The sequence below is a fragment of the Metaplanococcus flavidus genome (genome assembly GCF_042675885.1).
GTDB classification, from domain to species: domain Bacteria; phylum Bacillota; class Bacilli; order Bacillales_A; family Planococcaceae; genus Planococcus; species Planococcus flavidus.
On sequence record NZ_JBHTKI010000016.1, the window covers coordinates 1 to 13,867 of the forward strand.

Genomic DNA, 13,867 nt, shown 5'->3' on the forward strand with positions numbered 1-13,867 from the left:
CGCCACTCTGCTGATCCGTTTTATGCCTTTCAGAGCTGAACGGGCGCTGTCGCTTTTCTTTGTTGTCCAGACTCCAGCGGCCCAGCTCTTCGGGTCATAAACCAGTCCGAAGTGCTCCGGCATCGCTGCGCTGCTTCGTCGCAGAGAGATGGCCCCAAAAAGATTGGGGCATCTCTCGCTGTCGCTTTTCCTTTTAAGCAGTAAATCCATGTTTTTCCAGTTCTTTGTAAATCGGTTTTAATTGTACGAAACCTTCGGCAGCGACTTCATCTTCCACCAGCACGAGCGGATAAAAAAATTCATCCTCGCGGATACGCTGGATATAATCTTTTTGGCGTTCGTCATGCGTCTCTTTCTCAATATCAATATAAGTAATTGAAAATGGCTGGTCTTTGTATTTTCTTGGTATGGCGGCTTGCAGCCACTCATAAGTATCAAGTGAGGACGGCGCATTTACACAGCTGGCGCAGATTACTTCGGCCCCGTATACTTCGATTGAAATTTTTCTGGTCATTAAATTGGACCTCCTATAAATTCATTAGTGGCTTTTTCGTTCTAATCACATTATAATGATTATAATGAAAGGAGTCGATATAAATGACTGAAGCTTTGTTGGAAGATCAAGTAATGGAAGTCTTAGATAAATTACGTCCATTCCTTTTACGTGACGGAGGAGATTGTGAACTCGTGGACATAGAAGATGGTATCGTAAAACTTCGTCTGCTCGGAGCATGCGGAAGCTGCCCAAGTTCGACAATTACATTGAAAGCTGGAATTGAACGCGCATTAACGGAGGAAGTTCCTGGCATCGTAGAAGTAGAACAAGTATTTTAAAGCCAAGGGACCTGTTACGGGTCCCTTTTTTATTCTGTGAAGTTCATGGGAATGCCTGCTTGGACCTCGCGGGATTTTATCGATATCATATATGGACAGGAAAGGGTGAATGTTAATGGAACAAGTAGTCGAAATTACAGAAGCCGCTTCTTTTCAAGTCAAAGAAATGATGCGACACAATGAAGAGGAAGATTCATTTCTGCGTGTAGCCGTTAACGGCGGAGGCTGCAGCGGTTTGACATACGGCATGGGATTTGAAAAAGAGCAGAGTTCAGAAGACGATCTCTATGAACAATTTGGAATTCCGATCCTGATTGCAAAAGAAGATGCTCCTATTTTGAAAGGGACAGTCGTAGATTACAAGCAATCGCTGATGGGCGGTGGTTTCACCATCGAAAATCCTAATGCCATTGCTTCATGTGGCTGTGGTACATCATTCCGGACTGCGAAAAAAGCGGGTACTCCGGAAAACTGCTGAGTTGAATATTCAAGGAAAAACCTTCTGCCTGTACAAAGAGCAGAAGGTTTTTTGTCTGTCAACAGGGAATAATCTGTTTACTCCGATAGTATGACTATCTGGTGCTTGCAGTTGAAATCGTGTATTAAAAAGGCTAATATAGAGTGTAGGAGTAAATTGGAATAATAATGATTAGGTATAATTAATTTTCCGATTTAAAAAATGACTTGAAGGTGGTTGCGATTAGATTGAAAAGACCGTCAATTTTAGTACTTGGAGCAGGTTATGGTGGGTTGACTACTGTAGTGAATCTGCAAAAAATCATGGGAACAGACGAAGTCGATATCACGTTGATCAACAAAAATGAATACCATTACGAAAGTACATGGCTTCACGAAGCTGCGGCTGGAACGATGACACCGGAGCAGGTGCGTTATGACGTCAAGGAAGTTATAGACCCTGTCAAAGTGAGATTCGTACAGGCTACAGTAGAAGCAATCGATGTTGAAGGCAAAAAGGTCCTGACGGATAATGGCGAGTTTACATACGATTATATCGTCATCGCTCTTGGTTTCGAAGGCGAAACATTCGGGATCGAAGGTCTTGATAAATATGCTTTATCAATTGCCAACGTAAAAGCGGCGCGTTATATCCGTGAGCATATCGAATTCCAATTCGCCACTTGGTCAACAGAAGCAGTTAAAGACGACAGCCGCTTGAACATCATTGTTGGGGGCGCCGGATTCACAGGCATCGAATTCCTGGGGGAACTTGCCAACCGTGTACCTGAACTTTGCAAAGAGTTTGATGTACCGCGTGAAAAAGTCCGCGTTATCTGTGTTGAAGCAGCACCGATGGTATTGCCTGGTTTCGATCCGGAATTGGTCAGCTACGCTGTTGGCCACCTTGAATCTAAAGGAATCGAATTCTCTATCGGTACACCGGTTGTAGAAGCAACTCCTGAAGGTGTCAACATCAAAAAAGGCGATGATGAGTTTGAGTTCATCAAAGCCGGCACAGTTGTATGGGCTGCCGGAGTTCGTGGCAACCGTCTGATCGAGTCTACACCGATTGAAAACATGCGTGCCCGCGTAAAAGTTGAAAAAGATCTTCGTGCACCAGCCTTCCCGGATGTATTCATCGTAGGGGATTGCGCATTGATGATCAATGAGGAAACGAACCGTCCATATCCGCCAACTGCACAAATTGCGATGCAGCAGGCTGAAACAGCTGCAGGCAACATTAAAGCATTGATCCAGGGCCAGACAACTCAGGAATTTGTTCCTGATCTTAAAGGTACTGTATGTTCACTTGGTGATGACGATGCGATCGGCGTTGTATTCGGTAAAAAAGTTACTGGCAAGCGTGCATCATTCATGAAGAAAATGATTGATAACCGTGCTTTACTGATGATGGGTGGACCGAAATTGGTCTTGAAAAAAGGTAAATTCAACGTACTATAATACTTTTAAGAAAGCTTCCGCTTAGGCGGGAGCTTTTTTGATGGGGAAATTCAGCTTTCGGAACCTAAAAGAGTGAAAATTGTGTCCATTTTAAGAAGATGCAAAACAAATTTAGATGTATGCGCTTACATCTGTTTCTTTCTCTTGCCAGTTTTTTAACACCGTGTTATATTATCAGAATATTATAAACAAAGCAGGAGGAGGTGTTTCGGATGAAGAACTTCAAACAGGTTAAATCAACGAATCAATGTCCATATTGCGCAGGCCAAGGCTACTTCCAATTGCGTTTGGGCGGATCGGAAACGTGCTCTTGCTGCTCGGGATCGGGTAAGAAATAATTTGGAATTTAAATCGGAACCCGCAAATTCAATTTTTGCGGGTTCTATTTTTTAGAAAGAAATATGTAAACCGATATTGCACAAAACAGCTTCGAAGACAGTAGGCGTGTCCTGCACGGATACTGTCTTTGCGACGAAGTGCGCAGCACTGCAGGAGCACGATTTTAAGGCTGCTCCTGCATCGCTGCGCTAGCTTCGTCGCAAAGCGTCGGCCGAATTCCCTTCGGCCAACACTTGGCTCGCGCTGAGCTAACTCGGTCTCGTTTCACTTCGTCCGAGTGGATCTCAGCACTTCGCTTGGTCCCCTGGGCGTCTTCGCTGTTTTGCTCCATATCTCAAATTACTTTCTACCAAAAAATATGTGTTCAAGTGTGTTGCAAACGAGAAAGTGGACACTTACAGTTTGAAAACAGAACAGAATGAAGCGGCAGGCGTGAAGAGCATAATTGTGCTCCTGTCTCTGTCCCTGCATCGCATACGCCAGCTTCGGGACATTAAAGTACGCTGCATCGCTGCGCTAGCTTCGTTGCAAAAAGTCGGCCGAACTACTTTAGGCCAACACTTGGCCCGAGCTTGGTCACCCAGGAGTCTTTACCGTTTTGCTGCATATCTCTAAAGAATTTTCTCAGCGCCGGCGCGCTCCAGGACTGGGCGGAGCTATAAGACGAGTGCTCTTCTCGGCTTATAGCGGGAGCCTTGTCCAAAGCGCCGAAGCGTTACTATTAAGTTGAATTTTTAGTTCGACTTATATAAAAGTTTAAATCGAAACCCGAAAAGACAATTTGAGGGATCTTTTTTTATGAAATCATCACACCTTGTGTCAATGTAATGAACTATGGACTGGTGGATTGAAAGGCTTTGATATTTCAGTTAAACTGATGAAGGGAATATCGGAGGTTGGAAATACTATGAATAGTTCATTCACAATAGTTCAATTGATCATTTCAATGCTGTTATTTTATGTAATGTTTTTCGGTATCGGTTTTTTGCTGAACATGCTGTTGCGCATGACCTGGCTGATGGCAATCGTTTATCCGGTCGTCATCCTGCTTGTTATTGACGATGTGGGCGTTTTTGATTACTTTACAAATCCGGGCCAGTCATTCTCAATGCTTGGTGACACGATCACATCATTGACGGGCACTGATATAGCAGTTCTTCTTGCCGGGTTCGCTGGAGCAATTACCTCCGGAATAGTCATGAAAGTGCTGCGTAAAATGGGATACCAGATGTTTTAACAGAAAATCCGTACGGCCAACTAATGGGCCGTACGGATTTTTTATAGGATCAGGTTGTATACGACTACGGAAATGGCAATTCCGATCAAAGCGCCCATAAAAACTTCGCTCGGTTTATGGCCAAGCAGCGTTTTTAATTCCTCAATTTTTTCTTCTTCTTTTTTGTTGGCCCAGGTTCTGGTTTCATTCATGAACAATTGCAAATCCGTCCGAAGTTTGTTTATCGTCAAAGCTTGCTGACCCGCCTGGAACCTTACTCCGGTGGCGTCATACATGGTGATGACTGCAAACATGGTGGCCACTGCAAAAATGGTTGAACCGACCCCATGTTCGTACGCGACCGCAGTGGTCAATGAAGTTACCGCTGCAGAATGTGAGCTTGGCATTCCCCCCGTCGAGCTGAAAAGTTTCCAATCCAATTCCCGAGTTACCGCATATTGAATTGGAATTTTAAGGAATTGGGCAAAGATGATTGCAAAAAGCGCAATCATTAAGGGGGTATTCGTAAAGAATTCCATTCAATTATCAACCTTTCAAAATGAACTTATTGATTTAGTATAGCATAAATTTATTTTCTCTAAAGACTCAAACAATTTCGCCTTACGAACTACTAAGCTGCAGCAATAAATGCTAAACTGAAAAGGAACCCATATAGAGGAGGAGACTTATGAAGATTACAGCACATACAAATGAACACGAAACGGGTGCAGACATTTTGATCGTCGGACTTACTCGCCATCCTGAAAATACGACAGGGTGGGACAAATTCTCCGAGCGATTCAATGGAAAATTGCAGGACTGGGTAAAAAATGATCTTTCATTTGATAAAAATTCACTCATTACATATCCAACCATGTCTGGAGATATTGCACGCGTCATGTTTATAGGATTGGATGACCGGAAAAAATTGAATGAAGAAGATGTACGTAATGCGTTCGGCCTTGCTGGAAAGCAGATAGTACAGAAAAAAATCAGGCACGCTGCGGTTTATCTGGAGTCTTTCCAAAATGATGAAGTAACTGCTGAAGATGCGTCGTATCTTGCTGCTGAAGGCATCGGCATGGGGATGTACAGCTTTGCCGATTATAAAACTTCTTCCAATGAAACCGATATCGAACTGGAGAACTTAACTTTCCTGACGGAAGCTGATTCCGAAGAAGTCGAAGCAGCCGCGAAAATCGGACAGGTTTTCGGTGAGTCTGTAAATGAAGCCCGATCGCTGGTCAATATGCCCGGCAATGTCCTGACAGCAACCGCGCTTGCTGATTATGCAAAGGAAATGGGTGAACAATACGGGTTTGAGATGGATATTTTGGATAAAGCGCAAATGGAAGAGTTGGGCATGGGCGCAATTCTTGCAGTCAACCAGGGGTCAGTTGAAGAACCGCGTTTGATCGTCATGAAATACAAAGCAACAGAGGGGTTTGAAGACCCGCTTGCGCTTGTAGGTAAAGGAATTACGTTTGATACCGGCGGCTATTCATTGAAACCGAAAGATGGCATCGTCGGCATGAAAGGCGATATGGGGGGTGCAGCTGCAGTTCTTGGTGCGATGAAAATCATCGGGGAACTGAAACCGGCCAAAAACGTCATCGCGGTCATTGCTTCAACAGACAATATGGTGTCAGGCGATGCGTTCAAACCGGATGACGTGATCACTTCACTCAGCGGCAAAACCATTGAAATCCTGAATACGGATGCTGAAGGGCGCTTGGTGCTGGCGGATTCGGTCACTTACGCCAAGCAGCTCGGCGCGACGCGCATCATTGATGTGGCAACACTGACTGGCGGAGTTATTGTAGCTCTAGGGATGGACAAGACTGGCGCACTGACCAACGACGAAGCATTCTTCGAAGAATTTTTGGAAGCGTCCAATGAAACAGGGGAATTTGTCTGGCGCTTGCCTTTGACGGAGAACGACAAAAAACGTCTCCGCAAAAGCGACGTGGCCGACCTCAACAACTCCCCGGGCCGCGATGGCCATATGATTTTCGGTGGTGGTTTTGTAGGAGAATTTGTAGACAACACACCGTGGATCCATTTGGACATAGCGGGTACGTCATTTACCCCTTCCGCTCACGACCTCGGTCCAAAAGGCGGAACGGGCGCCATGGTCAGAACACTGGCAATGATGGTGGAAAGTTTATCTGAAGAAAAATAACACAAAGAAAAACCTGCAGACTCAATCGTCTGCAGGTTTTTTTGATAAGGCAAATCTTTTCCTCTTCCGTTGGACGGCAGGTCCCAAATCATCACGGACTGTCTGCTCGGCTACTTTGATGCCTGAAATATAAGCCGCACGCCCAATCAGATGGCCCCCAACAGGAGCTGTGATGAAAAGGAATGCGATGGCGATAATCATTTGTGTATTGAATACGCCTTCGATGATAAAGAAATGGATGAAGGTACCCGTGAGAATTGCCAGTACTCCCAGTGTCGAACTCTTGGAAGCCGCATGCGTCCGCGTGTAAACGTCCGGCAGCCTTACAAGTCCCAGAGCTGTAACGACGCTGAAAAGGACTCCTACGCTGATTGAAACGATAATGAGGATGTTAGCGATTGTTATCACGATCGAAAATCTCTCCTCTCTCGATGAATTTAGCGAAAGCGGCTGTCCCGATAAACGACAGGATGCTGAGCAACAGGATGATCTCCAGGAAGAACTCTGTTTCGATGATCAGAGAAAGCAGCGCAACTATTGACACCAGGCTGATTCCGATTGCATCAAGGGCAACAACCCGGTCCGCGACTGTCGGTCCTTTGACCAGCCGGAACAGAAGTCCGGCAAAAGCTATGCTGACGATGGCGAGGGCAACCCAGTAAAACATCATCATGGCCGGCTCACCTCCAGTATTGCACGTTCGAATGTACTTTTAATGGAATAAACAGCTTGATCGATGTCTTCAAAGTCCAGTGCATGGATATACAGCCTTTTCTGATCATCGGAAATTCCGACGACAAGAGTTCCGGGAGTCAACGTGATCAATGCTGAAAGCAGCGTCACTTCCCAGTCCTCTGTTAATTCCGTTTCCATTTCAAAAATAGCGGGCTTGATATTCATGTTTGGCCGCAGAACGATCCGTAACACCTGAATGCTCGACATAGTCAATTCTTTCAGGAACAGAAGGACCAAATAGATAAGTGCCCAAACACGGGTCAAATACAATCTTCCTTTAAAGAACCGACGCATGAGGATGATGATTCCCAATCCGATTAAAAAGCCGATAGTGAATCCGGCAGGAGTAAAGGAAACTGTCATGAACATCCAGATGAATGCCAGAAAGAAGTTCAATAGGATTTGTGAAGACATATCATCTACTCCTTAAATACCGCATCTATATAGAGCGATGGATTCAGCAGCACTTCAGCCGCACCAGAAACGAATGGCATGAAGAGTTCCGCACCGACTCCGAAAAATACCGTGATGGCAACCAGTATCATCGAAGGAATCAGCATAGCTTGATAAGCTGATCGTTTTAAAGGTTTAGTTTCAACAGGTTCACCCCAGAACGCATAAATGAAAATGCGGGTTGCGCTTAACAGCACAATGAGGCTTGTCGCAAGGATGACGATACTGCCCCAGAAATGCGGGCCTTCAAAGCCGCCCTGGACAATTAATAACTTGCCGGGAAATCCGCTCAGCGGCGGGATGCCGGCAAGGCCGAAAGCTGCAACGAGGTAAGTCCAGCCCAGAACCGGGTAGGTCTTCATCAATCCCCCCATTTTGCGGAGGTTAGACGTTCCGAATATGACGGCTGTGATGCCTACAAGGAAAAATAATGCCGCTTTGATCATCATGTCATGGATCAGATAGAAAATCGATCCTTCGATGCCCGCCTGATTCATCTGGGAAACACCGAATAGGATAACTCCGACTGCGATGATGATATTGTAGATGATGATTTTTTTTACATCAAAATATGCGAGTGCACCGACACAGCCAGCCAGAATAGTCAGGATGGCGATGATTGCCAGAAGCTCATGAGTAAAACCGACATTCATCGTAAAGAACAGCGTGTATGTACGCATGATGGCATAAACCCCGACTTTGGTCAGCAAGGCACCGAATAACGCCAGAATCGGCATCGGAGGCGCATGATAGGATGCTGGCAGCCAGAAATATAAGGGGAATATAGCTGCTTTAAAACCGAATACCACTAAAAACAATACGGCAATGACGGTAAGAATCCCGGTATTTTCAATTTCAGGGATTTTGACAGCCAGATCCGCCATATTCAAGGTGCCGGTCACTGAGTAGAGAAAAGCGACCGCGACTACGAATAATGCGGAAGAAATGATATTGACCAGAATATATTTGATTGATTCGCGAAGCTGCTGTTTTTCGCCGCCGTGGACGATTAATGCGTAAGACGCCATCAGCAGGACTTCGACGAATACGAAAAGGTTGAAAATATCTCCGGTCGTGAACGCACCGTTAACACCGGCCATCAGAAACAGCACTGCCGGATAGTAGAACGACTGTTCACGCTTGATGCCGATGGTAGGAAAGCTGTACAGGACAACGAACAGCACAATCAAAGATGAAGTCGCGACCAAAAGGGCAGAGAACAGGTCGGACACCATCGAAATGCCGAAAGGTGCCGGCCAGCTGCCGAGCGTTACCGCCTGGACTCCGTCGCTGTAAACTTTCGCTAACAGAAACGCTGAAGATATCAGTGTGAGAACCGCACCGATCAATGCAAACAATCGCTGCATTTTAATCTTATTCGGGAACAGCATCAGGATTGTACCGATAATCAAAGGAATTATGATCGGGAACAATAATAAATTACTCATGGTCTTCAGTTCCTTTCATTAATTCCACATTGTCAGTGCCGAGCTCCTGATAAGCGCGGTAGGCAACAACAAGAAAAAAAGATGTGACAGCGAATGAAATGACGATTGCTGTCAGGATCAGGGCTTGCGGCAGCGGATCTGCGTAATCGGATACAGAAACACCGTCCGCAACTACCGGCGGAGCATTTCCGCCGAGGCCGCCCATCGTCAAAAGGAGCAGATGGGCACCGTGGCTGAGAAGTGCCGTGCCGATGATGATTCGGATTAAACTTTTTGAAAGTATTAAGTAAACAGCTGCCATGAACAGAAAACCGATGACAACTGACATGATTATTTCCATTATTCATCCTCTCCAATCGTTTGAATAATGGTCATCGTAACTCCAACAACAACCAAATAGACTCCTATATCGAAAAGCAAAGCGGAATGCAGGGAAGTTTCACCGAATAGCGGCAAGTCGAAATAATCGTAAGCATGTGTGAAAAATGGAACGTCGAATAATATGGAAGCCGCAGCTGTACCAATCGCGACAAGCAGTCCGACCGACGTCATCACCACATAATTGATCGGCAAAATCTTTTTAACTGTCCGGATACCGAACGCGAGCATCAACAGTACAATGGCGCTCGCAGTCAGCAAACCGCCGACAAAACCGCCGCCCGGCGTATAATGTCCGGCGAAAAAGATGTGGACAGCGAACATCAGAATGATGAAGGTTACGACTTTCGTAACGGTCTGAAGCATAACATCATTTGTTTTCATGCTGTCCCTCCTTTTTCGTAAGCCGCAGCTTGATCAACGTGATGATGCCGATGCCGGCAATTCCAAGAACGCCGATTTCAAACAAGGTATCAAAACCACGGTAATCGACAAGAATTACGTTAACAATATTTCCGCCCCCAGCTTCCGTGTATACTGTTTCTTTATAAAACTCGGAAATGGAAGGCAGAGCTTTTCCGGAATGTGCAGCCAGTGCAACAAGCGTCATTGTCACACCAACACCAATAGCAATTACTGCATTGCCGAAGCGGAAGCGCATCCGTTCTTCTTTTCTGCTGATCTGCGGCAGATGGTAGAAGGCCAGCAGGAATAATGCGACAGAAATCGTCTCAATGACCAATTGCGTCAAAGCAAGGTCAGGTGCACGGAAAATGACGAAGAACAAGGCCACCGAGTAGCCTACAGCGCCTAGTGCGATAATGGCAGTCAGGCGTGATTTCGAAAACAGGATGGTCAATGTCGATCCGAGCAAAGCGAACATGATCACAACTTCATACAAGCCAACCGGCGCCACATTATTCATATCAATCGCGAATGCTTCATTCAATACAAACGTGCCGAGTACGATGATGACCAGGAAGCTGAACATATACACCAGATATGAACGGATAAATCCGGTCATATAAGTTCTTGAGAAGCGGTTGGCTCCCGTATCGCTCAGGAACATCATATGATCGTACAGGCGGTTCAGTGTCAGTGTATCGGGATAGAGGTCATAGCTCTTCTGCCATTTGGCGAGTGTCCAGAACATCAGGAAACCGATGGCGAAAATGCCGATTGTCATGTAGAACTCAGGTTCAAAACCGTGCCAATAGGCGACGGTTACCTCAACGTCCTGCGGCGAATCATACAGGAACGGCTGAATTGCGGCGACCGCCGGTTTCACGAGCCAGTCTCCGACGATGTTCGGGATGGCGAAAATCACCAGCACCAGAATTGCCAGGAAAGCTGGTGAAAGAAGCATGCCGATCGGCGCTTCGTGAGCCGGCTTCGGCAATTCCTCCGGTTTATGCTTGCCGGCGAATGTGCGGAAGACAAAATAGAAACTGTATATGAACGTAAAGACTGAGCCGACCCAGGCGATGACAGGGAACAGGATGCCCCATGTGTCAAACTGGAACATATCGAATTCCATCATCGTAAGCATCGCGGTCAGAAACATTTCCTTGCTCAGGAAGCCGCTGAATGGAGGCAACCCGGCCATGGAGAATGAACCGATCATGGCAATGGTAAAACTGATCGGCATCAAACTCATCAAGCCGCCCAGTTTCCGGATATCGCGTGTTCCGGTTTCGTGGTCAATGATGCCGGCGACCATAAACAGACTGCCTTTAAATACGGCATGGTTGATCAAATGGAAGATAGCCGCAAATGCTGCATATCTGAAATAAGTGCCGGCAGCATCTTCAACATGAAAGCCGGCAGCTGATGCGCCGAGCAGGGACATGATAAGTCCGAGCTGAGATACAGTTGAGAAAGCCAGAATCCCTTTCAGATCCTTTTGCTTCAGTGCCCAGAACGAAGCCCAGAACATTGTAAACAAGCCGACGCCGGTAACGAGCCACACCCAGGTGCCGGATACCGCGAATATTGGGGTGAAGCGGGCAACCAGGTAGAGACCGGCTTTAACCATTGTGGCGGAGTGGAGATACGCACTGACCGGAGTAGGCGCTTCCATCGCGTCTGGCAACCAGATATAGAATGGAAATTGAGCCGATTTGGTAAATGCGCCGAGCAGAATCAGTACAAGCGCCCAAATGAAGAAATCGTGGGTCGCCATTTCGGGTGCGAGAGAAATCAGTTCCCGGATGGAATAAGTATCGCCCATGATTCCGAGCAATACAAAGCCCCCAAGCATCATCAATCCGCCGAATACGGTGATCATCATCGACTTCAACGCACCGAATCTTGAGCGATCGCGTGTGTACCAATAGCCAATCAGCAGGAAAGATGAAATGGAGGTCAGCTCCCAGAACAGATATAGGGATATAAGATGGTCGGATTGAACAACCCCGAGCATCGCTGTCATGAACATCAGGAGATAAACATAAAAATTATGTAATTGTTCGCGGTATTTATCCAGATAGAAAATGGAATAAAGCACGACTAAAGATCCAATGCCGGTGATCAGCATTGAAAACAGGAGACTCAATCCGTCGATATAAGCGATAAATGAAATATCAAGCGAAGGAATCCATTGCATTTCGGACACACGGTTGCCTCCGTCTGCAATTGCGGGAAGCAAAGTGGTGTAATAGATGAATAAGAATACGGGAACTAATAAAACGAACCAGCCCGTATGAACCTGACTGACTTTCTTGAAAAGCAGCGGGATGATCAAAGCTGCAATTATGGGCAGAAAAATTAAGAATACGAGTGACAAATGAATCCTCCTTCCAAGCATAAACATGATGACTTGCTAAAAAAATTATAACGTAATTCTATACGCTTTGCATTGTTGGGACTTTATTTGAAAAGAAATGATCACATTTTCCGCGTGTTATAAAGATAGGAAGAAACTCGGGAAAATTATTTAATTTTTTCTCATTAAAATCGGTTTTCAAAGAAAAAACGGACTCCATTTTGGAATCCGCAAATCTGAAAATATGAAAAAAGGGTTTGATTTTTATTAAACATTACATCGATTTCATTTCCTGTTCCAGTAATACGTCTTCGAAGTCCTGCTCCGGTTTTGCCAGTGTATATTTAAGGAACGCAAATGCCAGCACAAACAAAACGCCTGTGACGATGAAAACGGAAGAAATTCCGACAAAGCCACTGACAATCCCCCCAAAAACCGGTCCTACGATATTGCCGAGGAAACGGAAACTGGTGTTATAGCCCATGATTTCCCCCTGGATTTCAATAGGTGCTTCCCGGCGCATCAACGCCGTAGTGGTCGGGATCATACCGCCGACAGCGACACCGAACAACAGCCGAAGAATCATCAATTGCCATAGCTCTGTAACGAATGCCTGAGGCACAATAAACAGGAATGACAGCAATAACAGGAAGCCCAGCACTTTTTCATACCCGATTGAATCTCCAAGGCGACCCCATCGCCGGGCGAAAAGCAGGTTGCCTACACCCGCCGCACTGAAAGTCACGCCCGCCAGAAAGGCGACCTGGGAACTGTCCGGAGCAAGTTCTGCAACGTACAGCGACAATAATGGCTGTATACTGAAATTCCCCACTTGGATGAGGCTGGTGATGATCATGACATTGATCAACAAGCGGTGATGGAGAATTCCTTGTATAATCGTTTTTCGCTCATAAATATGGGCGTCTTTATTGGCCACTTTTTTAACTTCTTTAATGCCGAAGGCGACAAGCGCCGCCGCTATGCCAATGACAACTGCGGTGATGATGAATGTATAGTCAAAACCGAAGGAATCTGCCATCAATCCACCGATAACCGGCCCGAACAGCGTTCCCGATACACTACCCATCTGCAAGGTGCCAAGTGTTCTCCCGGCAATTTCTTTTGGTGTCTGTGTGCTGACGAACGCCAGCGAAGTGGGGATGAAGCCAGTGACGACACCCATGAACAGCCGGATCATAAATAATTCATGAACAGAATCGGCGGCTCCCATCATATAAATGCTGATGGCAATCCCGAAGCCGTTGATGATGAGTATCGGCTTATAGCCGTAGCGATCCGCGATGCGTCCCCAAATCGGTGACATGAAAAGGGCGGCAACAAATGTAACCCCGAATACCAGCCCAGCCCAGCGCTGGACATATTCGTCGGAAAAATCACCGAGCGATTCGATATAAAGAGATAAAAAGGGCATAATCATTGTCGTGCTTCCCGCAACCAGGAAGTTCGTGAACATGATGATGATAAAATTTCTTTTTTGCACATCCATAACAGTTACCTTCTTTCTGAACCGTGCATCTTTCTCTATTATATATTATTTCGTCACTCGAAAAAAGTAAGAAAAATTACTGGTGTATTCT

At 45.9% G+C, this 13,867-nt stretch carries 16 protein-coding genes; 6 read left to right on the plus strand and 10 right to left on the minus strand.

The window, feature by feature from the left end; genetic code table 11:
• Positions 1-193: 193 nt before the first annotated feature.
• Entirely contained in the window at positions 194-514 is a 321-nt protein-coding gene (locus tag ACFQ1X_RS11090) for a YuzD family protein (RefSeq protein ID WP_144841489.1), read from the minus strand.
• 83 nt (positions 515-597) lie between these two features.
• Here ACFQ1X_RS11090 and ACFQ1X_RS11095 point away from each other — a divergent pair, with 83 nt between their 5' ends.
• From ACFQ1X_RS11095 to ACFQ1X_RS11115, 5 genes are all read left to right on the plus strand, one after another.
• Positions 598-834 carry a NifU family protein gene (locus ACFQ1X_RS11095; protein ID WP_112224421.1) on the plus strand — a complete coding sequence of 79 codons (237 nt, stop codon included), beginning with the start codon at positions 598-600 and terminating at the stop codon, positions 832-834.
• A 115-nt stretch (positions 835-949) separates the two neighbouring features.
• Positions 950-1,312: a HesB/IscA family protein gene (locus ACFQ1X_RS11100; RefSeq protein WP_144841488.1), complete on the plus strand. Its 363-nt coding sequence runs from the start codon at positions 950-952 to the stop codon at positions 1,310-1,312.
• A gap of 227 nt (positions 1,313-1,539) precedes the next feature.
• On the plus strand, positions 1,540-2,754 hold the full coding sequence (locus ACFQ1X_RS11105) for an NAD(P)/FAD-dependent oxidoreductase (RefSeq protein WP_144841487.1): 1,215 nt from the start codon (positions 1,540-1,542) through the stop codon (positions 2,752-2,754).
• A gap of 212 nt (positions 2,755-2,966) precedes the next feature.
• Positions 2,967-3,092 carry a YuiA family protein gene (locus ACFQ1X_RS11110; protein WP_158241206.1) on the plus strand — a complete coding sequence of 42 codons (126 nt, stop codon included), beginning with the start codon at positions 2,967-2,969 and terminating at the stop codon, positions 3,090-3,092.
• Between the two features lie 908 nt (positions 3,093-4,000).
• Complete coding sequence (locus tag ACFQ1X_RS11115; RefSeq protein ID WP_144841486.1) at positions 4,001-4,330, plus strand: YuiB family protein; 330 nt, start codon at positions 4,001-4,003, stop codon at positions 4,328-4,330.
• Positions 4,331-4,371: 41 nt separating this feature from the next.
• On the opposite strand, the gene ACFQ1X_RS11120 is transcribed toward ACFQ1X_RS11115, so the two are convergent.
• Positions 4,372-4,848: a divergent PAP2 family protein gene (locus tag ACFQ1X_RS11120; protein ID WP_144841485.1), complete on the minus strand. Its 477-nt coding sequence runs from the start codon at positions 4,846-4,848 to the stop codon at positions 4,372-4,374.
• A gap of 149 nt (positions 4,849-4,997) precedes the next feature.
• On the opposite strand from ACFQ1X_RS11120, the gene ACFQ1X_RS11125 reads away from it, so the two are divergent.
• A complete protein-coding gene (locus ACFQ1X_RS11125; RefSeq protein WP_144841484.1) occupies positions 4,998-6,491 on the plus strand; it encodes a leucyl aminopeptidase in 1,494 nt (497 codons plus the stop codon).
• 21 nt (positions 6,492-6,512) lie between these two features.
• Here the strand turns inward: ACFQ1X_RS11125 and mnhG are convergent, their stop codons facing one another.
• The 8 genes from mnhG to ACFQ1X_RS11165 form a co-directional block, all read right to left on the minus strand.
• Positions 6,513-6,902: a monovalent cation/H(+) antiporter subunit G gene (gene mnhG / locus ACFQ1X_RS11130; protein WP_379082601.1), complete on the minus strand. Its 390-nt coding sequence runs from the start codon at positions 6,900-6,902 to the stop codon at positions 6,513-6,515.
• A complete protein-coding gene (locus ACFQ1X_RS11135) occupies positions 6,883-7,164 on the minus strand; it encodes a Na(+)/H(+) antiporter subunit F1 (protein ID WP_144841482.1) in 282 nt (93 codons plus the stop codon). The genes mnhG and ACFQ1X_RS11135 overlap by 20 nt, the downstream gene beginning before the upstream one ends.
• On the minus strand, positions 7,161-7,640 hold the full coding sequence (locus ACFQ1X_RS11140) for a Na+/H+ antiporter subunit E (protein WP_144841481.1): 480 nt from the start codon (positions 7,638-7,640) through the stop codon (positions 7,161-7,163). Before ACFQ1X_RS11140 ends, ACFQ1X_RS11135 begins: the two co-directional genes overlap by 4 nt.
• A 5-nt stretch (positions 7,641-7,645) precedes the next feature.
• The gene (locus ACFQ1X_RS11145) at positions 7,646-9,127 is read right to left on the minus strand and encodes a Na+/H+ antiporter subunit D (protein WP_144841480.1); all 1,482 of its coding nucleotides are present in this window, start codon (positions 9,125-9,127) and stop codon (positions 7,646-7,648) included.
• Entirely contained in the window at positions 9,120-9,467 is a 348-nt protein-coding gene (locus ACFQ1X_RS11150; protein ID WP_144841479.1) for a Na(+)/H(+) antiporter subunit C, read from the minus strand. The genes ACFQ1X_RS11145 and ACFQ1X_RS11150 overlap by 8 nt, the downstream gene beginning before the upstream one ends.
• Positions 9,467-9,889 carry a Na(+)/H(+) antiporter subunit B gene (locus ACFQ1X_RS11155; protein ID WP_144841478.1) on the minus strand — a complete coding sequence of 141 codons (423 nt, stop codon included), beginning with the start codon at positions 9,887-9,889 and terminating at the stop codon, positions 9,467-9,469. Before ACFQ1X_RS11155 ends, ACFQ1X_RS11150 begins: the two co-directional genes overlap by 1 nt.
• The gene (locus ACFQ1X_RS11160; RefSeq protein WP_144841477.1) at positions 9,876-12,290 is read right to left on the minus strand and encodes a Na+/H+ antiporter subunit A; all 2,415 of its coding nucleotides are present in this window, start codon (positions 12,288-12,290) and stop codon (positions 9,876-9,878) included. The genes ACFQ1X_RS11155 and ACFQ1X_RS11160 overlap by 14 nt, the downstream gene beginning before the upstream one ends.
• Positions 12,291-12,543: 253 nt before the next feature.
• Positions 12,544-13,776 (minus strand): MFS transporter, encoded by a 1,233-nt coding sequence (locus ACFQ1X_RS11165; protein ID WP_144841476.1) that lies wholly within the window; start codon positions 13,774-13,776, stop codon positions 12,544-12,546.
• Positions 13,777-13,867: the final 91 nt, after the last annotated feature.